This is a genomic window from Embleya sp. NBC_00888 (genome assembly GCF_045207655.1).
GTDB lineage: Bacteria > Actinomycetota > Actinomycetes > Streptomycetales > Streptomycetaceae > Embleya.
In genome coordinates, this window is sequence record NZ_CP108784.1 from 425,229 (window position 1) to 447,239 (window position 22,011).

Sequence of the window (22,011 nt, forward strand, 5' to 3'; positions counted from 1 at the left end):
CCGAGAACGGCCGAAAACACGAAGTAAGGCGTTCGTGGGGCCACGTGCTGTGACAGGATCTGCACGCATTGTTCGACGGCGCATGTGCCGGACCGGTGAACCGTCCTGCCATTTATATCCAACTCGAATGTTGGCATCGTTGTGCTGCAAGGACCCTGCGCAGAGGAGTTGTTGACGCGTGCACGCACAGCACCACTCCGCTCAAGCCCCAGTCCCAGCCCAAGCCGCCGTAGGCACCCCGGTGGGTGCCCCGATGAACCCCCCGGCCGCGGCCGGCACAGGCGCCGCGATTCCCGCGACGCTCCCGGAGGCGTTCGCCCGCCAGGTGAAGCTCACCCCCGAGGCGACCGCGCTGGTGGCCGGCACGCTGAGGGAAGCGTCCGGAGCAACGAAGATCTCGCTGACCTACCGGGAACTCGATGCCCACACGAACCGCCTGGCCCGGCGGCTGGCCGCCGAGGGGGTGACACCGGGCACCCCCGTGGCGATCCGCATGGACCGCTCGGCCGAACTCGTCCTCTCCGTGCTCGCGATCGTCAAATCCGGCGGCCACTACGTACCGCTGGACCCCCGGCTGCCCGCCTCTCGGCTGGAGTGGATCCTGGCCCGGACCGGCGCCCGGGTGGTGTTGACGACCGGCTCCCCGCACGGCGCGGAGCCGAGCGCGGGACGTCGGGTCCTGCCGGTGACCTTCGACGCGTCGGGCCTCGACGACGACGTACCGGCCCCGGACCCGGCCGCCGACCCGCGGCAGGTGGCATACGTGATGTTCACCTCCGGCTCCACCGGCACGCCCAAGGGCGTGGAGGCCACCCACGAGAACGTGGTCGGTCTGGTCGGCGATCACACCTGGCGCAGCGGCGCTCACGACCGCGTTCTGCTGCACTCGCCGCACGCCTTCGACGCCTCCACCTACGAGCTGTGGGCGCCGCTGCTGAACGGCGGGACGGTCGTGGTGGCGCCCCCGGGCGAGTTGGACGCGCGCGGGGTGGCCTCGGCCGTCACCGACGCGGGCATCACCGGACTGTGGGTGACGGCGGGCCTGTTCGCGGTGCTGGCCGAGGAGGACCCGCGCTGCTTCGCCGGTGTGCGCGAGGTGTGGACCGGTGGGGACGTGGTCTCGGCGCCGGCCGTACGGCGCGTCCTGCGGGCCTGCCCCGGCACGGTGGTCGTCAACGGCTACGGGCCCACGGAGACGACCACCTTCGCCACGTGCCACCGGGTGACCGACGCCGGGGCGCTCGGCACGGTGGTGCCCATCGGCACCGCCATGGCCGGGATGCGCACCGAGATCCTCGGCCCGGATCTGCGGCCGGTGCCACCGGGTGGGGTCGGCGAGCTGTACATCGGCGGCTCGGGCCTGGCGCGCGGATATCGCGACCAACCGGCGCTGACCGCCGAGCGGTTCGTCGCCGACCCGTCGGGCCGACAGCCCGGTGCCCGACTGTTCCGCACCGGCGACCTGGTGCGGTCGGCGCCGGACGGGCTCCTCGAGTTCGTCGGCCGCGACGACGACCAGGTCAAGATTCGCGGGTTTCGGGTCGAGCCCGGCGAAGTGGAGGCCGTGCTCGCCGGACACCCCGGCGTCGGGCGGGCAACGGTCGTGGTCCGCGAGGACCGGCCCGGTGACAAGCGGCTCGTCGGCTACGTCGTCCCCGCCGAGCGGACCGCCGGCCCGCGGACCGGCGGCCAGACCGACGCCCGGGAGGGCGGCGCCCGGGAGCGTGGCGCCGAACCGCGCGCGGACGGCTCCGACGTCGTCGGCGAATGGCAGGAGATCTACGACGCGCTCTACCGCGATGTCGCCAAGGAGCGCTTCGGCGAGGACTTCTCCGGCTGGAACAGCAGCTACGACGGCCGGCCCATCCCTTCCGAGCAGATGCGGGAGTGGCGCGACTCCACCGTGGAGCGGATCCGCGAACTGCGCCCCCGCCGGATCCTGGAGATCGGTGTCGGCACCGGCCTGTTGATGTCCCGGCTGGCCCCGGACTGCGCCGCCTACTGGGGCACCGACCTGTCCGGCCGGGTCATCGAGGCGCTGCGGGGTCTGGTGCGCAAGGACTCCTCGCTCGCAGGCCGGGTCGAGCTGCGCGCCCGCGCCGCCGACGACGTCGAGGGCCTGCCCACCGACCTCTTCGACACGGTCGTCGTCAACTCGGTGACCCAGTACTTTCCCGACGCGCACTACCTGACGGACGTCCTGGCCAAAGCTGTCGACCTCGTCGTCCCCGGCGGTTCGGTCTTCGTCGGCGACATCCGCAACCTGCGGCTCCTGCGGCCCTTTCACGCCGACATCCGATTGCGCCGGCCCGACCTGTCCGCGGATCCCGCCGTCGTCCGCGCGGCGATCGAGCACGGCATGGTCCGCGAGAAGGAACTGCTCGTCGACCCGGCGTTCTTCACCGAACTGGCGCACCACGTGCCCGGGCTCCGCAGCAGCGAGGTACGGATCAAGCAGGGCCGCTACGTCAACGAGCTGACCTGCTACCGATACGACGCGGTTCTGCGCAAGGCATCCCCCCACGAGGACGAACCCGCCCCGCCCATCCGGGAACTGAGGTGGCGTCAGGACCTCGCCGAGCCGGACTTGGCGGCCTGTTTCCCCGACCCGCAGCGCCCGACCGACGTTCGAGTGACCGGAGTCCCGGACCGCCGAACAGCACCCGTGCGCGAAGCCCTGCGCGCTCTGGACGGCAGCGACGCGAACCCGGGCCGGGTACACCCGCCCGCCGCCCGGGACGACGCCGACTCCGTCGACCCGGACGGCTTCCACGCCCTGGCCCGCACCCTGGGCCTGCGCGCCTCCCACAGCTGGTCTGCCACCGTCCCGGACGCCCTGGACGTCGTGCTGACCTCGCGCTGCCCCGGCACCTCACCCGGCGACGCCCCGGGGCCCACCGGGGTGCCGCTCCCCTCCCTGGTCAACGCCCCCGCGGCCACCCGCGACACAGGCGCGCTGGTCTCCTCCGTCCTGTCCTTCCTGCGTGAGCGGATACCCGAATACCTTTTGCCCGCCGCGATGGTGGTGCTCGACACCCTGCCTCTGACGCCGAACGGGAAGGTCGACCGCCGCCGCCTGCCCGCGCCGGACACCGGCTCCGTCGAGGACGGGCGGGCGCCGCGCAATCCGCTCGAAGAACTGCTGTGCGCGCTGTTCGCCGACATCCTGGGCGTGTCCCAAGTCACCATCGACGACAGCTTCTTCGCCCTCGGCGGCCACTCTCTTTCCGCCACCCGCCTGAGCACCCGGCTGCGTTCGTCGCTCGGCCTGGAACTGCCGGTGCGCAGCGTCTTCGAGACGCCGACCGTGGCGGGTCTGGCCGACGCCGTGCGGCACGCCTCGGCCGCGGACCGGCCCGCGCCGGCGCCGATGGACCGCCCCGAACGGGTGCCGCTGTCCTTCGCCCAGCACCGTCTGTGGTTCCTCGAGCGCCTCCAAGGGCCGGGCGCCGCCTACAACGTGCCCCTGGTACTGGAACTGCGCGGCGCGCTGGACCAAGCGGCCCTTCGGGCGGCACTGGCCGATCTGCTCGCGCGCCACGAAAGCCTGCGGACGGTCTTCCCCGAGACGGCCGGCGCGCCCCGACAGCTCGTCCTGACCGGCGCCGCCACGCAACCGAGCCTGGACGTCACCGAGGTTGCCGCCGCGGAACTGGACGCGGCGATGGCCGACTTCGTCCGCCGGCCCTTCGACCTCGCCGCCGACATCCCCGTCCGGGCCCACCTGTTCGACACAGGCCCCGACCGGCATGTCCTGGCGCTGGTCGTGCACCACATCGCCTGCGACGGTTGGTCGCTGGCCCCGTTGTGGCGAGACCTCGCCGCCGCCTACACCGCCCGACGCGCCGGATGCGCGCCCGACCTGCCGCCGCTGCCCGTCCAGTACGCCGACTACACCCTGTGGCAGCGCCGGCTGCTCGGCGACGAGGACGACCCCGACAGCCTGAGCTCCCGCCAGACCGCCTACTGGATTGATGTCCTGTCCGGGCTGTCCGAGTACACCGCGCTGCCCGCGGACCGACCCAGGCCGCACATCGCCTCCCAACGCGGCGAAACCCTGCACTTCGCCGTGGACGCGGATCTGCATCGGCGAATCGTGGACGTGGCCGGACGGTTCGGCGTAAGCCCCTTCATGGTGCTGCACGCGGCTTTGTCCGCCTTGCTGACCAAGCTGGGCGCGGGCGACGACATCGTGATCGGCACCCCGGTCGCGGGCCGTACCGACCACGCGCTCGACGGCCTGGTGGGGTTCTTCGTCAACACCCTGGTCCTGCGCACGGACACCTCCGGGAACCCCGCCTTCCGGGATCTGCTGGTGCGGGTGCGGGAGACCGACCTGGCTGCCTACGCCCATCAGGACGTGCCGTTCGAGCGACTGGTCGACGTCCTCGCCCCGGCGCGCGGCCTTGCCCACCACCCCTTGTTCCAGGTGATGTTGGCCCTGCAGAACGCCCCCCACAGCGCGCCCGAACTCCCGGGCCTGACCACGTGGGAACGGGCCGTGGGAACCGGGATGTGCCGATTCGACCTCTCGCTCAGCCTGCGCGAACACCACGACGCCGAGCAGCGCCCCCAAGGTATGGACGGGGTCGTCGAGTACAGCACGGACCTGTTCGACCGCGACGGCGTCGAGCGCGTCGTGGACCGCTTCCGCCGACTGCTCGACGCGGTCACCCTCGACCCCGGGCAACGGCTGGGTACCCTCGACGTGCTGCTCCCCGACGAACGCGAGCGGCTGTTGGCGCAGAGCGGCGGCAGCGATCGGGACGTGCCCCCGCTGCCGTTGCCCGAGCTGTTCGAGGCGCAGGTGCGGCGGACACCCGACGCGACCGCGCTGATCCACGACGACGGCGCCGGGCGAACACGCACCCTGACCTACCGGGCGTTGAACGCGCGGGCGAACCGGCTCGCCCACCACCTGCTCGGGTGTGGCGTGGGACCGGAGCGGTTGGTGGCGATCGCCCTGCCGCGTACGGTCGAATCGGTCGTCGCAGCCCTCGCCGTTTTGAAAGCCGGTGCCGCGTATCTGCCGCTGGACGCCGATTATCCGGCGACGCGCATCGAGTTCATGCTCGACGACGCCCGGCCGGCACTGCTGGTGACCGACTCCACCACCGCCCGGTCGCTGCCCGATCCGGCCGGCCTGCGGCGGATCGTCCTGGACCGGAACGAGACCAGGCGGGCCGTCGGCCGGTGCCGGGCGGACGATGTCACCGACGCCGAGCGGCCGCGGCCGCTGACGCACACGCGTCCCGCGTACGTCATCTACACGTCCGGATCCACCGGTCGCCCCAAAGGCGTCGTCGTCACCCACGCCGGGGTGTCCGCCGTCGTCGAGGCGCAGCTGCGCAGATTCGGGGTGACGACCGCGAGCCGGATCCTGCAATTCGCCTCGCACAGCTTCGACTCGGCGGTGTGGGAGCTGTGCGGCGGGTTGCTGACCGGCGCCACGTTGGTGATGGCGCCGCCGGAACTCACCGCCCCCGGCCCGAACCTGGCCGCGCTGATCGCACGGCATCGGGTCAGTCACGCGACGCTGCCGCCGTCCGCGCTGGCGGTGATGGAGCCGGGCGATCTGCCCTCGCTGCGCTGGATGATCGTCTCCGGTGAGGCCTCGTCAGGAGAGACGGTGCGCCGATGGTCCGCCGGGCGCTCCTTCCTCAACGGCTACGGCCCCACCGAGACGACGGTGTGCGCCACGCTCAGCTCGCCCCTGTCCGGCAGCGGTACGCCCGCGATCGGCCGGCCCACGGTGGGCGCCCGCGCCTATGTGCTCGACCGTGACCTGGCCCTGGTACCGCCCGGCGTGCCGGGACAACTCCACGTCTCGGGCGCCGGGTTGGCCCGAGGCTATCTGCGCCGGCCGGGGCTGACCGCCGAGCGGTTCGTCGCCGACCCGTTCGGCGCGCCGGGGACGCGGATGTACGCGACCGGCGACACCGTGCGCTGGAACACCGACGGCGAGCTGGAGTTCATCGGCCGCGCCGACGGCCAGGTCAAGATCCGCGGCTTCCGGGTCGAACCGGGCGAGGTCGAGGCCGCGTTGGGCACCCACCCCGGCGTGGCCCAGGCCGTCGTCGTCCCTCGCCCGGATACGCGCGGCGGTACGGTTCTCGCCGCATACGCCGTGCCCACGGCTGGCGCGACGGGTCCGACCGGGCCGGAGCTGCGTGCCCACCTGGCCGGTCTCCTGCCCGCTTACATGGTCCCGGCCGTCGTGCTCGTGCTGGACGCCCTCCCGGTGACCACAGCGGGCAAGGTGGACCGGGACGCGCTCCCGGCGCCGGACTTCGGCGCGCAGTCGACCGGCCGCGCGCCCCGCAACCCGCGCGAGCGCGTCCTGTGCGAGCTGTTCGCCGAGGTCCTGGACATCCCCCGGGTGAGCATCGACGACAACTTCTTCGCCCTCGGCGGGCATTCCTTGCTGGCGCCCCGGCTGATCAGTGGGATGAACCGCCGCCTCGGGGTCGAGTTGCCCGTCCGTGTTCTCTTCGAACGGCAGTCGGTCGTCGCGCTGTTGGCGGCCGTCGACGGCCCGGGCGGGCCGGCCGCCCCCGGGGCGTACGGGCCGGCGCCGGCCGACCTGGCGGCGGACGCCGTGCTTGACCCGGCGCTCACCGTCGCCCCCCGGCGACCGGGGCGAGCCCCCGACCCGAGTGGGACCGGCCGCGAGAACATCCTGCTCACGGGCGCCACCGGCTTCCTCGGCTCGTTCCTGCTGCGCGAACTCCTCGATCGCACCGACGCGGACATCCACTGCCTGGTCCGCGCCGACGACCCCCCGCAGGCGGCCCGGCGGATGCGCCGGAGCCTGATGGAGTACGGGCTGTGGAACGACCGCGACGGCAGCCGTGTCGTCGCCGTTCCCGGTGACCTGGAACGGCCGCTGCTCGGCCTGGCCCCCGAGCGCTTCGACCACCTGGCGGGCCTGCTCGACGCGATCTACCACAGCGGCGCGCGGGTCAGCGCGGTCGAACCGTACGCCCGGCTCAAGGCGGCGAACGTGGGCGGCACTCGGGAGGTGCTGCGACTGGCCGCCCGGTCCAGGCCCACACCGGTGCACCACATCTCCACGGCCGCCGTATCGGTGGGCACCGACGAAAACTCGGTCACCGTCGCCGAGTCCCACCGGATCCGACCCGAGGCGGTTTCGCCGGACGGCTACACGGCGGGCAAGTGGGTGGCCGAGCAACTGGTTTGGGCGGCGGCCGACCGCGGCCTCCCGGTCACCGTGTACCGGTGCGGCCGGATCAGCGGACACACCGTCAGCGGGGCGGGCTCCGGTCGCGACGTGTTCTGGCAACTCGTCCGCGCCATGCTCGTCCTGGGCGCCGCACCGCGCCCGGCCGACGCGACCGACCCGCCGCCCGTGGTCGACCTGATCCCCGTCGACCACACGGCCGCCGCCGTCGTCCACCTCTCCCGGCGGCCGGGCAGCCAGGGCCTGGCGCACCACCTCACCTGCCCAGCCCCGCTCCCCTTCGACACGGTCCTGGGCCATCTGCGGGACTACGGGTATCACCTGGACACCGTGGATCTCGACGACTGGATCCGCACGCTGCGGGTGCGCGCGGACGCGGCGGCGGAGGCGGAGCACGCGACGGGTGCGGCATCTCTGGACGCCGCGGTGCTGCTCACCGACACGCTGCCGGCGCTCGCCCGGCTGGGCCGGATCCGGCTCGATCGGACCAACACCGATACCGGGCTGGCGGATTCGGGGCCGGCCTTCCCGCCGCTGGACGGCGCGTTGATCCGCCGCTACACCGACTGGTTCGTCGCGTCCGGCTTCTTCCCGCCTCCCACCCCGCGTTGAGCGCCGGGCCCACCACCTTGCCCGGGCGGCTCGGCCCGGCATGCCCACCACATCCATCGGAGGGTACACATCGTGAGCAACCCCTTGGACGACACCGAGGGCACCTTCCTGGTGCTCGTCAACGACGAGGGACAGCACTCGTTGTGGCCGTGCTTCACCCCGGTCCCCTCGGGGTGGACGGCCGTTAGCGGCCCCGCCACCCGCCACGAGTGCCTCGCGTACGTCGACGAGAACTGGACCGACATGCGCCCCAAGAGCCTCGTCGACCACCACGACCGACTCCCGGAGGTACAGTCCGCATGAACGACCGACCGACTCCCCCCAGCTATCCGTTCAACGAAGCAGTGGCCCTGGACGTCGACCCCCTGTACGCGAAGTTGCGCGTTGAGGAGCCCGTCAGCCGGGTCGGCTGCCCGTTCGGCGAGGACGCCTGGCTGGTCACCACGTACGCGGACATGAAGACGATCCTCGGGGATTCCCGGTTCAGCCGGGCCCGGGCCGCCGAGCACGACGAATCCCGACTCACCCCGCTGCCCATCCACACCAGCATCCTGGGGATGGACCCTCCCGATCACACCCGGCTGCGGCGGATGCTGACCAAAGTCTTCACCACGGGCCGGGTCGAACTTCTGCGGTCGCGCATCGAGCAGGAGGCCCACCTCCTGATCGACGCGCTGGTCGCCGAGGGCGCGCCGGGCGACCTGATGGAGGGCTTCGCGGTGCCGTTCGCGGGCACCGTCGTGTGTGACCTGCTCGGTGTCCCCTTCGCGGACCGCGAGCAGTTCCGCGGCTGGCTCGACGCCTTCTCCGCCACGACCGTCATGACGGAGGAGGAGGTCGAAGCGGATACCGAACGGCTGCACGACTACATCCGGAAACTGATGATCGGCCGCCGGGAGAACCCACAGGACGACCTGATCAGCGCCATGGTCAAGGCCAGTGACGAGGAGGACAAGCTCTCCGAGACGGAGCTCGTGGAACTGGCGAGCGTCCTGCTCATAGCCGGGCACGAGACGGTCTCCTCACAGCTGATCGACTCGCTGTACGTCCTGTTCACCCACCCCGACCAGTGGGAGTTGCTCAAGAATCGCCCCGAGCTGATGCCGCGCGCGGTCGAGGAGTTGATGCGCTATGTGCCGCTCATCTCCCACGTGACCTTCGCGCGGTACGCCACCGAGGACATCGAGGTGGGCGGCACTGTCGTACGCGCGGGCGAATCCGTGTTGCCCGCGATCCCGTCGGCCAATCGCGACGAATCGGTATTCGAGAACGCCGACCGGTTCGACCTGACGCGGGAGCACAATCCGCACCTGGGATTCGGTTACGGAATTCACCGCTGTGTAGGCGCACCGCTTGCCCGGCTCGAATTGTCGGTGGCCCTGGATTCGCTGTTCGCCCGGCTTCCGGAGCTGCGGTGCGCGGTTCCCGTGGAATCGCTGGAATGGAAGGACGGAATGCAGGTTCGCAGCCTGCTGCGGCTGCCGGTCACCTGGTGATTCGCGCGACCACCGGTCGAGTCGGAAGGGCCGCCCCGCGGACGTTCGCCACGTCCGCGGGGCGGCCCCTCGTGCGTGTGCTCGCCGTCAGACGAGACGCCAGCCCGGGTCCGGGGGACTGAGTTCCCGGGTGGCAGCCGGGTCGCGGCTCACGACCGGGTCGAGGATCTCGTCGATCCGGGTCAAGGTCTCCTCGTCCAGCCGGACGTCCACGGCCTTGGCGTTGTCGGTGATCTGCTCGGGGCGGGACGCGCCGAGCACGGCACAGGAGACGTTCGGGTGTCGGAGCACCCAGGCGAGCGAGAACTGGGCGAGGGTCAGCCCCAGGTCTGCCGCGATGGACCGCAACTGCGCCACCCGGCTCAGGACATCGTCGGTCAGCCAGTTCGCGAGCACCGACGAACCGTCGTTGGAATCGGTCGCGCGAGAACCCTGCGGCCAGTCCCGGCCGGGCACATACTTGCCGGTCAGCACCCCTTGGGCCAGCGGCGACCAGACGATCTGCCCGATGCCCAGTTCCGCGCAGGCCGGCATCACCTCGGCCTCCGGCACGCGCCACAGGGCCGAGTACTGCGGTTGGTTGGACACCAGGGAGATCTTGAGTTCGCGGGCCAGGGCATGCCCGGTCCGGATCTGTTCGGCGCTCCACTCGGAGACCCCGATGTAGTGCGCCTTGCCCGAGTGAACCACGTCGGCCAGCGCCTCCATGGTCTCCTCCAGCGGGGTGGACAGGTCGAACCGGTGGGCCTGGTAGACGTCCACGTGATCGGTGCCCAGTCGGCGCAGGGATTGGTTGATCGACTCGGATATGTGCTTGCGCGACAGCCCGAGATCGTTGCGTCCTGGGCCGACAGGCGCGAACACCTTCGTGAGGATCTCCAAACCCTCGCGGCGCTCTCCCTTCAGAGCCCGGCCCAAGGACTCCTCCGCACCGCCGTCCGCGTAGATGTCGGCGGTGTCGAAGGTGGTGATTCCGGCGTCGAGCGCGGCTCGTACACAGGCGACTTCCGTGTCCTCGTTTCTCGAAGAATTCCGGGTCAACCAGTTTCCGTACGCGATCTGACTGACGATCAAACCGCTGCGTCCAAGATGACGGAAATTCATGAGATAAAGCTACCAACAGACTTTCACGCACGACCCGAAAACCCGATGATGGGCGCGTCGAGCGGTCGTCACCACGAGAGTTCGGCACGCCCTCGATGCGGGCGGCTTCTCCCGGCCGGCGGTACCCGCGGTTCCTTGGACGAGTGGCACGGGCGAGGCGGGTCCGCGTCTGGAAGGCTCGTGTGCCCCGCGGGGATGACCGTCGACCGACATCGGGTGCTTGACTCAAGCGGGTTGTTCTGGCGTGGGGTTGCCCGTTCCTGTGTCCGGGATCCGGGGGCGCCGGTGTGCTTGCTCTCATGGCGAGGGATCGGTCTTCGACATCGGTACATCCTGCTGCCGGTTCTTCGGATGCGTCCGTGGTGATGCGGCGTCTGCCGGCCGTGGCGGGTAGCCGGTGGTGTCACCCGCGCGCACGTGCGGGTCACTGCCGAGGCGTAGGTGTGTCGGAGCGTACGGTGCGGCGCTGGTTGGCGGCGGCACGCCGATCGGACCGTGCGGATACACGGGGACGTCAGAGCAGTCAACCTCCTCGCCGAAGCCTCGGGGCACCACCGGAGGCCGTCGACCGGGCCATCGGCATCGCCCCGGGGATGCTGCCGAGGAGCGGGTCGAGGGTGTGGGCCGAGGGTGTGGGCCGAAGTCCACGCGCGGCTCAGCGCCGCGGACCTTGGGTCCCGGGCGATGGCCCTGGCCGAGCCGGAATTGCCGCTCGAGTGTTCAGTCGCCTTCGACTCGGAACACGCCGGGGTTCGTTTCCTCGGAGCGGGCGAGGAAGTCGTCCGCGAGCCCTTCGGGCCATCGTGTCTCCCGATCCCACACCACCCCGGCGACCACCCGCACGCCCGTCGCGTCGGTCAGGTCCGAGCCCGCCAGAACCGCGCGTCCGAGCTGCGCACGCGTCAGATCCGCGCGGGTCAGGCGCGCCCCGCAGAGGTTCGCGCCGGTCAGGTCCGCGCCCGCCAGGTCCGCGTCGGTCAGGTCCGCGCCCGTCAGGTCCGCGTCGACGAGGACCGCGCCCCCGAAAAAGGCGGGCCAATTGCCCAGGCGCGCGGCGGTGAGGTCGGCGCCGGTCAGATCGGCGTTCGTCAGAGTCGCGCCTGACACATCGGCCCTGGTCAGATTCGCGTCCGCCAGGACCGCACCCGTCAGATTCGCCTCAATCAGGTCCGCGCCGGTCAGGCTCGCACCGGTCAGATCCGCGCGATGGAGATTCGACCAATACAGCTCCGCGCGCGCGAGGTTCGCGCCGGTCAGGTTCGCGCGCGAGAGATTCGCCTTGACCAGGCGGGCGCCGACGAGGTCCGCGCCGAGCAGGTTCGCGCACCTCAAGTCCTGGCCGGCCAACTGGGCGTCGGTCAGGTTCGCGCCTGCCAGGTACCGGGATGCGTCGCCGCCGGGGCGATCGATGGTGAGCGCGGCGGCTTCGGACACGGCTCCGGTGGGCGGTGTCGGCGCGTCGGAGCGACGGGCGATGACGTCGGCGGCGACGGTAATCGCCTTACTGGGGGCGGACGGAGCGGCGAGCAGGAGCAGGCCCCTCAGGACGGCGGCCTGGCGTGTGGTCTCGTCCGGGTTGCCGTCGCGCTCGGGGCTTTCGTGGTCCACCGCGGTCTCCGGGGCGAGGCGTTCACCCGGGAGTGAAGGATCGAGGATCCGGCACATCGGACAACCGAACCGGCGGTCGGAGGTATCAAAAACCAGGAGGAGGTCCAAGGCCGCGTTCTCGGCCCGCGGCGGGATCCGATCGGCGGTGGTGGAGGCGGTTCCCCCGCCCTCGATGATGCGCACGAGACGGGTCCAGTGCCCTTCGGCACGGCCCCAGTCGTGGAGGGCTTCGTCGCCGAGTGGGGGCACTGCCGCCGACAGGTCGGCCCGGTGTGCGAGCAGCGCACCACGCCCCGCTGTCGACGTCGACGACCTCCGCGTCCGGAGCAGGCCATGGAACATCCGGCGGAGCCGGATCTGCACCGACTTCGCTCGACGGGGTGGGGTCTCGTCGGCGCGGGGGTGAAGGCGGGCGAAATTCAGGACGGCATCCTCTACGTCGGCGCCGCGCGTGCGCAGTTCGTTCAGGGAGATCACGGGGCCACCTCTCGGGAGCGGATCAGGGGGCGAGTGGGCTACGGGCCGGGCCACGCGACTCGTTCGACCGCGGCAGCCGGGTGGCGCGACCGGAGTGTGTGGGCGCATCGGGACACATCCGCTGCGACGGCCGACCCCTCACCGGCCCGCGCCCGGCCGTCGGAACCCGTCGAGCGCATGCCGGCGCGCGGGTCACCGGCCGGGACTGCGCCCGTCACCCAGCCCACCACGCGACGAACTTCCCGACTGCGACCCAACCGGGGCAAAGGCGGCGTCACCGGCATCGGCGAGAACACCCACCCACGTTACGAGCCCGACCGACAACCCCGCAGGCGGACCGGCGAAACGCGCGCCTCGGCCGACAGAGTTCGACGACCCCGGTCCGGGGCCGGCGATGTGATGCCCGGCGCGGCACCGGCGAGACCTGCATCGCCCCCTGGGGATTCAAGGCTGTGGCGCGTATTTCGGGACGGTCACTTCCGAACAACCGGTGCTCCGGGTGAGGTTGGGCGTTCAGCGTCGTTCGCATGGAGAACGTCGGAGGGTTCCGGGGGTTGGTGTGGCCGGAGGTCGAGGACCTGGTGGTGGCCGGGGTCCGGGTCGTCGGTGACGCGGTGCAGGTCGACGCGCACTGTGGGCGCCCGACGGCGCGTTGTCCCGGGTTTGGGTGTGAGGGCGGCAGAGTGCACGACGTCCATACGCGACGGCTCGCGGATCGGCCGCTCGGCGACCGGCGTGTGTTCGTCCTCCTGCGTGCGCGCCGCTTCGTGTGTGACGAAGTCGCCTGCGGGAGAAGGACGTTCGTCGAGCAGGTCGCGTCCTTGACCAGGCGTCACGGTCGGTCCACGGAGGCCGCGAACACGCTCGTGCGGGCGATCGGCGCGGCCGTGGGCGGTCGCGCGGGAGCCCGGTTCGCGGCGCGGTTGGGGCTCGGGGTCGGGCGCGATGCGAATGTCCACCGGGTGGCCGGTGGTCGCGCGAAGGTGACGATGCGGATGGAGTGGACCGCCGGTACCGGCACGGGGTGTCCTCGGGCCGATGCCGTGTCCCGTGTGCGGTGGCTCGTCGCCTACCGGGATCCGGGACGCCGGTCGTCTGCGTTTCGACGTTCGGTGACGGGGGTTGCGCCGTTGTGGCTCCGGCGTGTTGGTGTCCGGAGCTCGGGGTGGGGGCTTGTGGTGAGCGGTGACGGCGGTCAGTCGTGGCGGTATCAGTACGAGCGGTTGGGCGAGAAGCCGTTCCAACAGTTGTGCGGCGCGTTGCTCGCTCGTGAGAAGCCGGACATGCGGTGCTATCCGGTGGGGCATTCCGACGAAGGCCGGGACGCGGTCGACACCACCGGCGGGCGCACGGTGATCTACCAGGTCAAGTGGTCGGCAATGCCGTGAAGAACCCGGTGACGCGGTTGAAGGCCACCATCAAGGAGGAGGCCAACATCCGGCGGCTCGTCGCCGAGGGTGCCCGCGACTACTACCTGATCACGTCGGTGGCGGGAACCGCAGTGCCCGAGAAGGGCAGCATGGACAAGTTCGACACCGTCCTGGTCGATCTGGGCGCGGACTTCGGCGTCAAGATGCGCGTGTGGTGGCGCGCGGACGTGGGCGCGCGCGTGGACACCGCGCCCACGGAACTCGAGTGGGCCTACGCCGACATGCTCGCCGGCCACGACCTGGTCCGATATCTGATCGAGAGTGATCGGGTCGCCGCCCACGAGAACGCGTTGCGGGATCTGTTGTCGGCGGTGATCGCCACCCAGTGGGAGGAAGACTCCAAGGTCAAGTTCAGGCAGGTCGAGCTCGAGTCGCACAACCTCGAGGACCTGTTCATCGATGTGGAGGCCACCCGGGCCTCGCCCCCGGATGCCTTGACCGGACGGGGAATGAGGTCATCGGACAGCCCAGGTGTAGCGGTGCAACGCGGTGCGCGGTTCCGCGGCCGCGAGGGGAACGCGGGTGCGGGCGTCGGGGGCGGACAGTCCAGGACGGCGTCGAGTGCGGCGCGGTAGAGGTGGGCGTCGACGCGGTCGGGGTCTGTGGCGGTGATGGCTGCGAAGTGGTCGCGGGTCGCGTGGAGTTGCACGGCCATCGTGGTGTAGTCGGCGGTCTCGAGTGCGGTGCGCAGGTCGTCGAGGGCGAGTTCGAAGGCTGCGTCGAGGTGGGTGTGGTCGAGGGCGAGGAAGCGGGTGAGGGCTCGGTCGAGGCCGGCGTCGGGGTGGTGGGCGTGGAGGACGCCGAGGAGTCGAGGCAGGCGGGTGGCGAGTTCGGGGGCCAAGGAGGCCGGGTCTTCGGCGGCTTCGTCGAGGGCGCCGAGGACTTTGGCGGCGGTGATGACGTCGGCCAGGGTGAGTTGGACGAGGCAGTCGGCGGCTTCGGCGCCGATGAGGGCGCGGGAGAGGTCGTCTTCGTCGTCGGTTGCGGCGGCGCGGAGGCGGGCGACGAGGGTGCGGGTGCGGCCGCGCGGAGGCGGGCGACGAGGGCGCCGGCCAGGGGTGTTCCGAGGACCCGGGCGAGGGCCGGGGGTTGTCGGCCGTGGTCCTGTGGGTCCGAACGGGCATGGAACCGGTCCGGGTTCCGCTTCGTCCCATGGTCATGCGAAACCACGACCGCGTGAAACGCGCACCGTCGACCCCGAGGGTGCTCGTGCTCACCGCCGGCGCGGCGGCGCAGTCCGTCGACCCCTGCGTCCTCTCGTGCGGTGGTGCGTGAGCATCTCGCCCCCGGGCTCCGCCGCGCCGCCCGAGTCGCCCTCGCCGTGGGATCACGCGCCCTACTGGTGGGTGATCCCCGCCGTCGTCACCGTGCCGCTCGTCCCCGTCTCGGGCATGCGGTTCTTCGTGCTCGCCTTCACGCCCGGTTCCTGCACCGACGGCGGCGGGTGCAGGGCCTGCCGGCTCCTGTCCGGGGCCGCGAACACGCTCTCCGCGGGCATCGCGCCGGCCGCGTGGGCGTGGCCCCCCGTCCGTCCGGGCAACATCCGGCGATGGTGGAACCCGGCCGCGTACGCGGCTGCCGTGGTGGTCTCCTGGTACACCCTCACCCGGCTCCCGGCCGTGGAGAGCGATCGAGGACCGGAACGGTGACCACCACCAGGTCGCGAGAACCGGATGAAGGCCTCCTGTACGCGATGATCCGCTGGCCGGCCCGGATCATCGCGGTGATCGTCGTGGTCCCGCTGCGGCTGCTGTGGGAACTGCTCAAGCTGATCGGCAAGGGGATCCGGATCCTGTGCTGGACGTGGTTCCTGCGCCCGATCCTCAAGGGCCTGAGGATCCTGCTGTGGGACTGGTTCCTACGCCCGATCCTCAAATTCGTGGCCCGCCATGTGCTGGTTCCGATCGGCAACGCGATCGCCTGGGTCGTGAAGCGGCTGCTGCGGCCACCGTTCGTGTTCCTGATTCGCTACCTCCTGATCAAGCCCGGCGCACTGCTGTGCCGATATGTGCTGGCCCCGGTCGGGCGATATGTGCTGGCCCCGGTCGCGTTCGCACTGATCGGGGCGCTGTGGTTCGCGGGGGGCGTGTCGACCGCGGTGTTCGACCTCCTGATCGTGCGTCCGCTGTCGTGGCTGTGGCGCGCCGTGCTCGTCCCGATCCGGAATCACGTACTCGCGCCGATCGGCCGGGCGATCCGGGCGATCCTTCGGCCCATCGGGAACGCCACCCGAGAGGTCTTTCGGGCCTTCCGCATCGGGGGGCGCTGACCCGGCCAGGGCCTCCCGACCAACCGGACCGCCCGCTCGCTCGCCGCCGCCGCCCGCGCATCCTCGTACGCGTACATCCGCAACGCCGCCGCCACGACGTCCCCGGGCACCCGACGAATCGCGTTGCGCGACTCTCTCAAACCCTGCGGCACCGCAGGTCAACCGCCCCTTCGTCGAGGAGCACACCCGACAGCACACACCGAAGTCCCAGGTCACCAAGCACAGACCAACATTCTCAATCGGTGCTGCACCCCAGGTCAGGGCATCGCGCCCTCAACACGCCACCGAGACGACACAGCCGTCGCCGGCCGGGGTTGCTTGTCGGAGTGGGTTCGTAGGGTGCGGGGATGGACGACACGGCGGCGGCATTCGAGCGGGTGTGGGGTCGGTTCGAGCCGGCTCTGGCGGTGTTCTCGCCGCTCGATCACGCCGCGTTGCGCGGCCCGCCCGTACCCGGGGCTGTGGAAAGGCTGCGGGACAGGCTGGGATTCGCCCTCCATCCGCAACTGGCGGCGTTGTGGGAGCGCCACGACGGCGTCCGCGATTCGGAGGAGGAGGCCGGGGTGGTCGGCGGTTGTTTCCTGGCCGGGTATCGCCTCCACGGCATCGAGGACACGACCCGGGGCTACGCGTCCGTCGAGGAGCAGGCGCAGGACTTCGAGGAGGTCTTCGTGCCGGAGCACTACGTGGACGGCTTTCGTGAGGACTTCCATGAAGGGCACATCGCGTCGTGGGTGCCGATCGCGCGCGCGATCGACGGCGGCGAGATCTACGTCGACCACCACCCGGGTCCGCTGTGGGGCACCGTCTTCGAGTGCTGCTACGGCGAATGCACGGTCTGGGCGACGGATCTCGCCGACCTGTTCGACCGATTGACCGACTCCCTCGAACACGGCACACCGTTCCGGGGCCAACGCCCACTCACCTGGACCGATCCCGACGGCAACTCCTCCATCACATGGGAGTACGACTGACCCGGAAACCGTCCGAAGCAGTGGCACGGCATCGCGAACCCGCAACGACGCACCGCCCGTCGATCCGCCGCCCGACCGTTGCCCGGCCTCCATCGGCGCGTCCCTCGTTCGAGTGGACCTCGCGTACGCCACCGCAGCCGTGGTGGGGATCCGACCACGGCTGCCATCAGTCCCGGCAATCCCGAGAACGACGACCACGCCCCGGCCCGGAGCGCCCAGGACACACCGTTCCGGCGCCGGCCGACCGGCGAACTCGACGATCCCGAACCCGAATACGACGACCACGACCCCGCCGGGAGCACCCAGGACACACCGTTCCGGCGCCGGCTGATCGACCGGCTCGCCGCTGCCGGCTCCGGCCGCCCCGCCGAGGCCGTCTCCTGCTACGCCCCGCCAACCGCTACCACGGCCTGAGCGACACCGACACGGAACTGCTCGCGATCCTCACCGAGACCACCGCCGACATCGTGCGAGCCGCACACAAGGCCGCCCTCGAGAACCGGGCACGCGAACAGCATCCGCTTGGCGCCGGCCCGCACAGCCTGGTCGGCGGTCCGCGCGGCCTCCTCCGGCGAGATCCACGAATACTCCAGGATCTCCGCCGCCGACCCGAGCCACTGGGAGCAGTGGGAGCAATAGGGGCAGTAGGAGCAGTCGGAGCAATCCTCCGGGCACAGCCCGCTCTTCATGTTGATGATCGTATTGAGCTTCATCCGTCGACCGAAGAGGTGCCGCCGCGACGATGTCCAACGTCTCCTCCGTCCCGGTCAGAATTCCCAACGCCTCGTCGCGGGACGGGGCTTCGCGCCGCAGTGCCTTGCCTACGAGTTCATCGAGCAAAGTCGTCATGCCCGGCAGGCTCACCGAGTGTGATCACTCGCAACAATGAAGCGCCCCGACAACATCGCCCCCGAACTCTGTCCCGACCCACCCCAGCACTGCCCGCCCGACCTGACAGCATGAAGTGATCGGGAGGTGCCGGGCCTCAGAGTTCGAGACGCCGGCTCATGTCCGAGACGAACACGCCCTCCGGGTCGACGGATCGCCGAACCTTGCGCCATTCGTCCAGACGCGGATACATCGCATGGATGGTCTCCGGAGCCGCCCGGGATTCCTTGGCCAGATACAGCCGTCCACCCATGTCCGCTACCCGCTCGTCCAGTTCGTCGCACAACCGCGCCAGCCCGGGCCGGACGGGGAAGTCGACCGCGATGGTCCACCCCGGAGCCGGGAACGACATGGGGGCGCGGTTGCCCGCGCCGAAACGCTTGATGACGTTGAGGGCGGAGTACTGTCCGGAGCCCGCGATGTGTCGGACCAGTTCGCAGAATCCCGCCTCCTCGCCGAAGGGGACGATGAACTGGTATTGCAGGAACCCCTTCGCGCCGTAGGCGCGGTTCCACTCGCCGAACAGGTCCAACGGGTGGTAGAACGCGGTCAGGTTCTGGACCCGACCTCGGCCGCGCCGGGGCGTGGTGCGGTAGTAGAACTCGCCGAGAGCGAGGAACGAGAGCCTGTTCATCGCCAGTCCGCTGGGGAAGACGTCGGGCACCGTCATCAGTTGCGGGGCGTCGAACTTCAGCGGATTCGAGCGCAGCTTCCGCGGCAACTCGTCGAGCTTCGCCAACGAGGCCCGTCCGATGGCCGCGCGGCCGAGTCGAGAGCCCTTGGACATGACGTCGAACCACGCGGCGGAGTAGTCGTATTCGGCATCGGAGCCGTCGGAGAAGAACGCGACCGTCTCCTCCAGCGATTCCGTCCGGTCGTGATCCGTCACGAAATACGCGGTCTCGGTCTTGGTCATCCGGATCGTGGCGCGCAGCACGATCCCGGTCAGCCCCATGCCGCCCACCGTGCACCAGAACAACTCGGATTCCGGGCCGTCGGGGGTGAGGGTGTGGATCTCGCCGTCGGCGGTCAACAGGTCCATCGACACCACGTGGTTGCCGAAGCTGCCCGCGGTGTGGTGGTTCTTGCCGTGAATGTCGGAGCCGATCGCCCCGCCGACGGTCACCTGCCGGGTGCCCGGCAACGTCGGCACCCACAGCCTGAACGGCAGAGCGGCACGCATCAGTTGATCCAGATCCACCCCGGCGTCGAGAACGACCAGACCGGAATCGGCGTCGATCGAGTGGATCCGCCGCAGCGCCGTCATGTCAACGACGAGCCCACCCGCGTTCTGCGCCGGATCCCCGTACGAGCGGCCCAGCCCCCGGGCGATCACACCCCGGCCGCCCACCTCCCGCACGGCACGCGCGATCACCTCGACGTTGTCCGTACTCAGCACATCGGCATGGGTCGGCGCGGTACGCCCCCACCCGGCCAACCGCCTGCGCTCGATCGGTAACCGCCTGGATGTCGAGTCAGTCATTCGGCAAAGCTACTGACAACGTGCCGGTTGATCCAAAGCGGGCCGCACCGGCCCGCGCCTCGACGAACCGCGCCTCCGCGGGCGTGATCGGGGGCCGGCCGAGCGGTGCCGGGATGGCTCCCCGCAGGGTCGCCAGGACGTGCGGGGCCCGCAGCGCGTCCCCTCCCGCGGTCAGGTGTGCCCGGTACCAGTTCCTCGATCGCCCGGGCGCCGCCGGCCATCAGCAGATGGGCGTGATGGGCCTGCGGCGTTCCCTTGCGTGTTCCCGGCCCGTCGGGCAGCCGGTCCCGGTCGACCACCGTGACCGTGTCGGCGTGACGCGCGAGGGCGGCCACGGCGAGCGTTCCCGCGAGTCCCGCGCCCAGTACCAGTGCATGCTCCGTCCCGGTCACGAAGTCACCGTCCCCGTCGCGTGTTCCCGGCCCTCGACCTCGCCGCGGAGCCAATCGCCGAGCACGCGCGCCGTGTGGTCCGCGCGGTCCTCCATCACGGTGAAGTGGTCACCCGGCACGTCGACGGCGGCATCCATCAGGTCCCACGGCGACAGACCGGCCAGGCTCGCGCCGTCGCCCAACGGGTCGGCGGCGCGGAGCAACAGGCTCGGCGCGGCGATCGGTCCCGGCCGCCGATCGAAGGAGAGGTATCTCGCCATCGCGGTGATCCAGGCGTCGGTCCACGGTCCCCGAGGCCGCCGACACTGTCGTTGCGATCGACCAGTTCGGATACCAACCCGGCCGGTAGGTCCGCCCCCAAGGATCCGCGCGTCCACGTCGGCAGGTGGCTGTCGATCGCGGCCACCGCGGCGGGTGCGACACCGGTCGTCTCCAGACGCCCGGCCACCGCCTGCGCCACGATTCCGCCCGAGGAGTGTCCCACCGCACGAACGGCTCCCCGGCCGCCGCCGCGACGACGCTCTCCACGTGTGCGGCCGGCAACGCGTCCAGATCGGCGGGCAGTTTCTCGTCGCGGAGGAATCCCGGGTGGGGCACGACGAGCACGTCCCGGATGCCGCGCAGCACAACGGCCAGGCGGGCGTAGTGGTGCGCACCCGACCTGCCGACGAACGCCGGGAAGCAGATCAGCCGCGCGCCCCGGGCACCCTCGGCCAACCTGATCGGCGCGGCGGGCGCACTCTTCTCCAACGACGGCCGGAAGTACGAGAGTGCGTCGACGGTGGCGAAGAACCGCTCCAACGCCCCGTCCTCGATGGCCTTCGCAAGCATCGTGTCCAGTGCTCCGGCCGCGGCACCGGCGGGTGGTCCGGCGCTGTCGGAGGCGTTGTCGGGGTGGCGGTGCGCCGGCTGCGTATGGTGTCCGAACCGGTCTCCGACCACATCGCCTTCGAGCACGACGGCACGTTCACGAACATGGTGGCCGGGGAGTCGGTCCGGTGGCTGCCGCGCCGGGCGGAAAACAAGCGGCCTGCCACTCCGAAGATCCCGCACGGGCTCGGCCCGAGGTTGGTGCCGGCTTCACCGGAGTGCTCGGTCGGCCGTCGGTTCGTGGTCGCGGTCACCGGCCACAGCGCCCGGTTGGGCCTCGATCAAGCTGCCGACCCCGACGGCGTAGACGCTCTGCCCGCACTCGCCGTTGCGCAGGTCGGTGCCGAGATCGACCCCGTCGTGGACCAGCCCGGCGAGCATCAGGTCGTCACGCCCCGTCCGTCCGGGCGCGAAGGGCTGGTAACGGAAAGTCGCTCCAGCCATTCCGTCAGGAGGTGCCGTTCGGCGTCGCTGAGGACGCTCTGGCCGGGCAGTGCTGCGCGCAGGGCGCGGGCGGCGCCGGCGGGCCCCGGTTCCTGCACGGCCGGTTCCCGGGTGGTGACGGTGGTGATCATCGCTTCGCGCAATGTGACGAGGAGTGCGGGGTCTCGCTCGGACTCGGGCATGGACAGCCAGGTCAGGACGGCGCCGCCGGCAGTGGCGTGGACGATCTGAGCCGCGAGGCCCTCTTCCACACCCAAGAGGCCCGCGGCGGCGATGCGGCGGATTCGCTCCTTGAGGCGTTCGAAGCCGATCCGGAAGACGGCGGTGGACCGGGTGGGTTCGCCGTACATCAGTGTGTACAGCGCCGGGTTGGCCAGTCCGAACTCGACCACGACGTCCCAGCCGTCGCGCAGTTCCTTGACCGGATCCTGTGGGGCGGGATCGATCTGCTGCTTGGCGGCCAGGAACCGGGTGAAGCCGTACTCGGCCACCGCGTCCAGCAACCCCTCCTTGTCGCCGAACAGCCGGTACAGGGCAGGTGGCTGCAGTCCGGCGGCGTCGGCGACCGCCCGGGTGGTGACCGCATCGCGGCCGCCACGCTCCAGCAGGTCGATCGCGGCGTCGACGACTCGACGGCGCGTCTGCTCACGCGCGGCGGCACCGGGCTCTGCGGCAGGCCGCGTATGGGTCGGTTCGACAGGCATGGATCAACGATAACGCCGCCAGGTTCCCAGTGTTAATATCATCGATATCACCATCACGT

At 70.9% G+C, this 22,011-nt stretch carries 15 protein-coding genes and 4 pseudogenes; 11 read left to right on the forward strand and 8 right to left on the reverse strand.

The annotated features are described in order from the left end of the window. Positions 1 to 253: 253 nt before the first annotated feature. From OG948_RS01875 to OG948_RS01885, 3 genes are all read left to right on the forward strand, one after another. Positions 254 to 7,813 (forward strand): amino acid adenylation domain-containing protein, encoded by a 7,560-nt coding sequence (locus OG948_RS01875; protein WP_406293246.1) that lies wholly within the window; start codon positions 254 to 256, stop codon positions 7,811 to 7,813. Between the two features lie 72 nt (positions 7,814 to 7,885). Further along, a complete protein-coding gene (locus OG948_RS01880; RefSeq protein WP_406293247.1) occupies positions 7,886 to 8,116 on the forward strand; it encodes an MbtH family protein in 231 nt (76 codons plus the stop codon). Next, the gene (locus OG948_RS01885; RefSeq protein ID WP_406293250.1) at positions 8,113 to 9,309 is read left to right on the forward strand and encodes a cytochrome P450; all 1,197 of its coding nucleotides are present in this window, start codon (positions 8,113 to 8,115) and stop codon (positions 9,307 to 9,309) included. Before OG948_RS01880 ends, OG948_RS01885 begins: the two co-directional genes overlap by 4 nt. Positions 9,310 to 9,396: 87 nt before the next feature. Here OG948_RS01885 and OG948_RS01890 read toward each other — a convergent pair whose 3' ends face one another. Both OG948_RS01890 and OG948_RS01895 read right to left on the reverse strand, forming a co-directional pair. Next, positions 9,397 to 10,413 (reverse strand): aldo/keto reductase family protein, encoded by a 1,017-nt coding sequence (locus OG948_RS01890; protein ID WP_406293253.1) that lies wholly within the window; start codon positions 10,411 to 10,413, stop codon positions 9,397 to 9,399. A gap of 720 nt (positions 10,414 to 11,133) precedes the next feature. Beyond that, positions 11,134 to 12,498 carry a pentapeptide repeat-containing protein gene (locus OG948_RS01895; RefSeq protein WP_406293254.1) on the reverse strand — a complete coding sequence of 455 codons (1,365 nt, stop codon included), beginning with the start codon at positions 12,496 to 12,498 and terminating at the stop codon, positions 11,134 to 11,136. Between the two features lie 527 nt (positions 12,499 to 13,025). Between OG948_RS01895 and OG948_RS01900 the strand changes: the two are divergent. From OG948_RS01900 to OG948_RS01930, 7 genes and pseudogenes are all read left to right on the forward strand, one after another. Then, a pseudogene (locus OG948_RS01900) lies at positions 13,026 to 13,265 on the forward strand (hypothetical protein); the annotation flags it as partial. A gap of 411 nt (positions 13,266 to 13,676) precedes the next feature. Further along, a complete protein-coding gene (locus OG948_RS01905; RefSeq protein WP_406300397.1) occupies positions 13,677 to 13,886 on the forward strand; it encodes a hypothetical protein in 210 nt (69 codons plus the stop codon). 8 nt (positions 13,887 to 13,894) lie between these two features. Continuing rightward, a complete protein-coding gene (locus tag OG948_RS01910; protein WP_406293256.1) occupies positions 13,895 to 14,503 on the forward strand; it encodes a hypothetical protein in 609 nt (202 codons plus the stop codon). A 62-nt stretch (positions 14,504 to 14,565) separates the two neighbouring features. Further along, positions 14,566 to 15,108, forward strand: coding sequence for a hypothetical protein (locus OG948_RS01915; protein ID WP_406293258.1), 543 nt, complete (start codon positions 14,566 to 14,568; stop codon positions 15,106 to 15,108). Between the two features lie 91 nt (positions 15,109 to 15,199). After that, entirely contained in the window at positions 15,200 to 15,577 is a 378-nt protein-coding gene (locus OG948_RS01920; RefSeq protein ID WP_406293260.1) for a hypothetical protein, read from the forward strand. After that, positions 15,574 to 16,197: a hypothetical protein gene (locus OG948_RS01925; RefSeq protein WP_406293263.1), complete on the forward strand. Its 624-nt coding sequence runs from the start codon at positions 15,574 to 15,576 to the stop codon at positions 16,195 to 16,197. Before OG948_RS01920 ends, OG948_RS01925 begins: the two co-directional genes overlap by 4 nt. A 347-nt stretch (positions 16,198 to 16,544) precedes the next feature. Beyond that, the gene (locus OG948_RS01930) at positions 16,545 to 17,171 is read left to right on the forward strand and encodes an SMI1/KNR4 family protein (protein ID WP_406293266.1); all 627 of its coding nucleotides are present in this window, start codon (positions 16,545 to 16,547) and stop codon (positions 17,169 to 17,171) included. A gap of 488 nt (positions 17,172 to 17,659) precedes the next feature. Here the strand turns inward: OG948_RS01930 and OG948_RS01935 are convergent. From OG948_RS01935 to OG948_RS01950, 4 genes and pseudogenes are all read right to left on the reverse strand, one after another. Beyond that, positions 17,660 to 18,020: pseudogene (locus OG948_RS01935) on the reverse strand (hypothetical protein); the annotation flags it as partial. A 136-nt stretch (positions 18,021 to 18,156) separates the two neighbouring features. Further along, on the reverse strand, positions 18,157 to 19,542 hold the full coding sequence (locus OG948_RS01940) for an FAD-binding protein (RefSeq protein WP_406293269.1): 1,386 nt from the start codon (positions 19,540 to 19,542) through the stop codon (positions 18,157 to 18,159). A 388-nt stretch (positions 19,543 to 19,930) separates the two neighbouring features. Then, entirely contained in the window at positions 19,931 to 20,194 is a 264-nt protein-coding gene (locus OG948_RS01945) for a hypothetical protein (protein WP_406293271.1), read from the reverse strand. Positions 20,195 to 20,310: 116 nt separating this feature from the next. Then, positions 20,311 to 20,619, reverse strand: a pseudogene (locus tag OG948_RS01950) (thioesterase domain-containing protein); the annotation flags it as partial. A 215-nt stretch (positions 20,620 to 20,834) separates the two neighbouring features. Here OG948_RS01950 and OG948_RS01955 point away from each other — a divergent pair. Further along, positions 20,835 to 20,954, forward strand: a pseudogene (locus tag OG948_RS01955) (DUF6879 family protein); the annotation flags it as partial. A 60-nt stretch (positions 20,955 to 21,014) separates the two neighbouring features. On the opposite strand, the gene OG948_RS01960 reads toward OG948_RS01955, so the two are convergent. Then, positions 21,015 to 21,185: a hypothetical protein gene (locus OG948_RS01960; RefSeq protein ID WP_406300398.1), complete on the reverse strand. Its 171-nt coding sequence runs from the start codon at positions 21,183 to 21,185 to the stop codon at positions 21,015 to 21,017. After that, positions 21,185 to 21,952 carry a TetR/AcrR family transcriptional regulator gene (locus OG948_RS01965; RefSeq protein ID WP_406293273.1) on the reverse strand — a complete coding sequence of 256 codons (768 nt, stop codon included), beginning with the start codon at positions 21,950 to 21,952 and terminating at the stop codon, positions 21,185 to 21,187. The genes OG948_RS01960 and OG948_RS01965 overlap by 1 nt, the downstream gene beginning before the upstream one ends. Between the last annotated feature and the right edge of the window lie 59 nt (positions 21,953 to 22,011).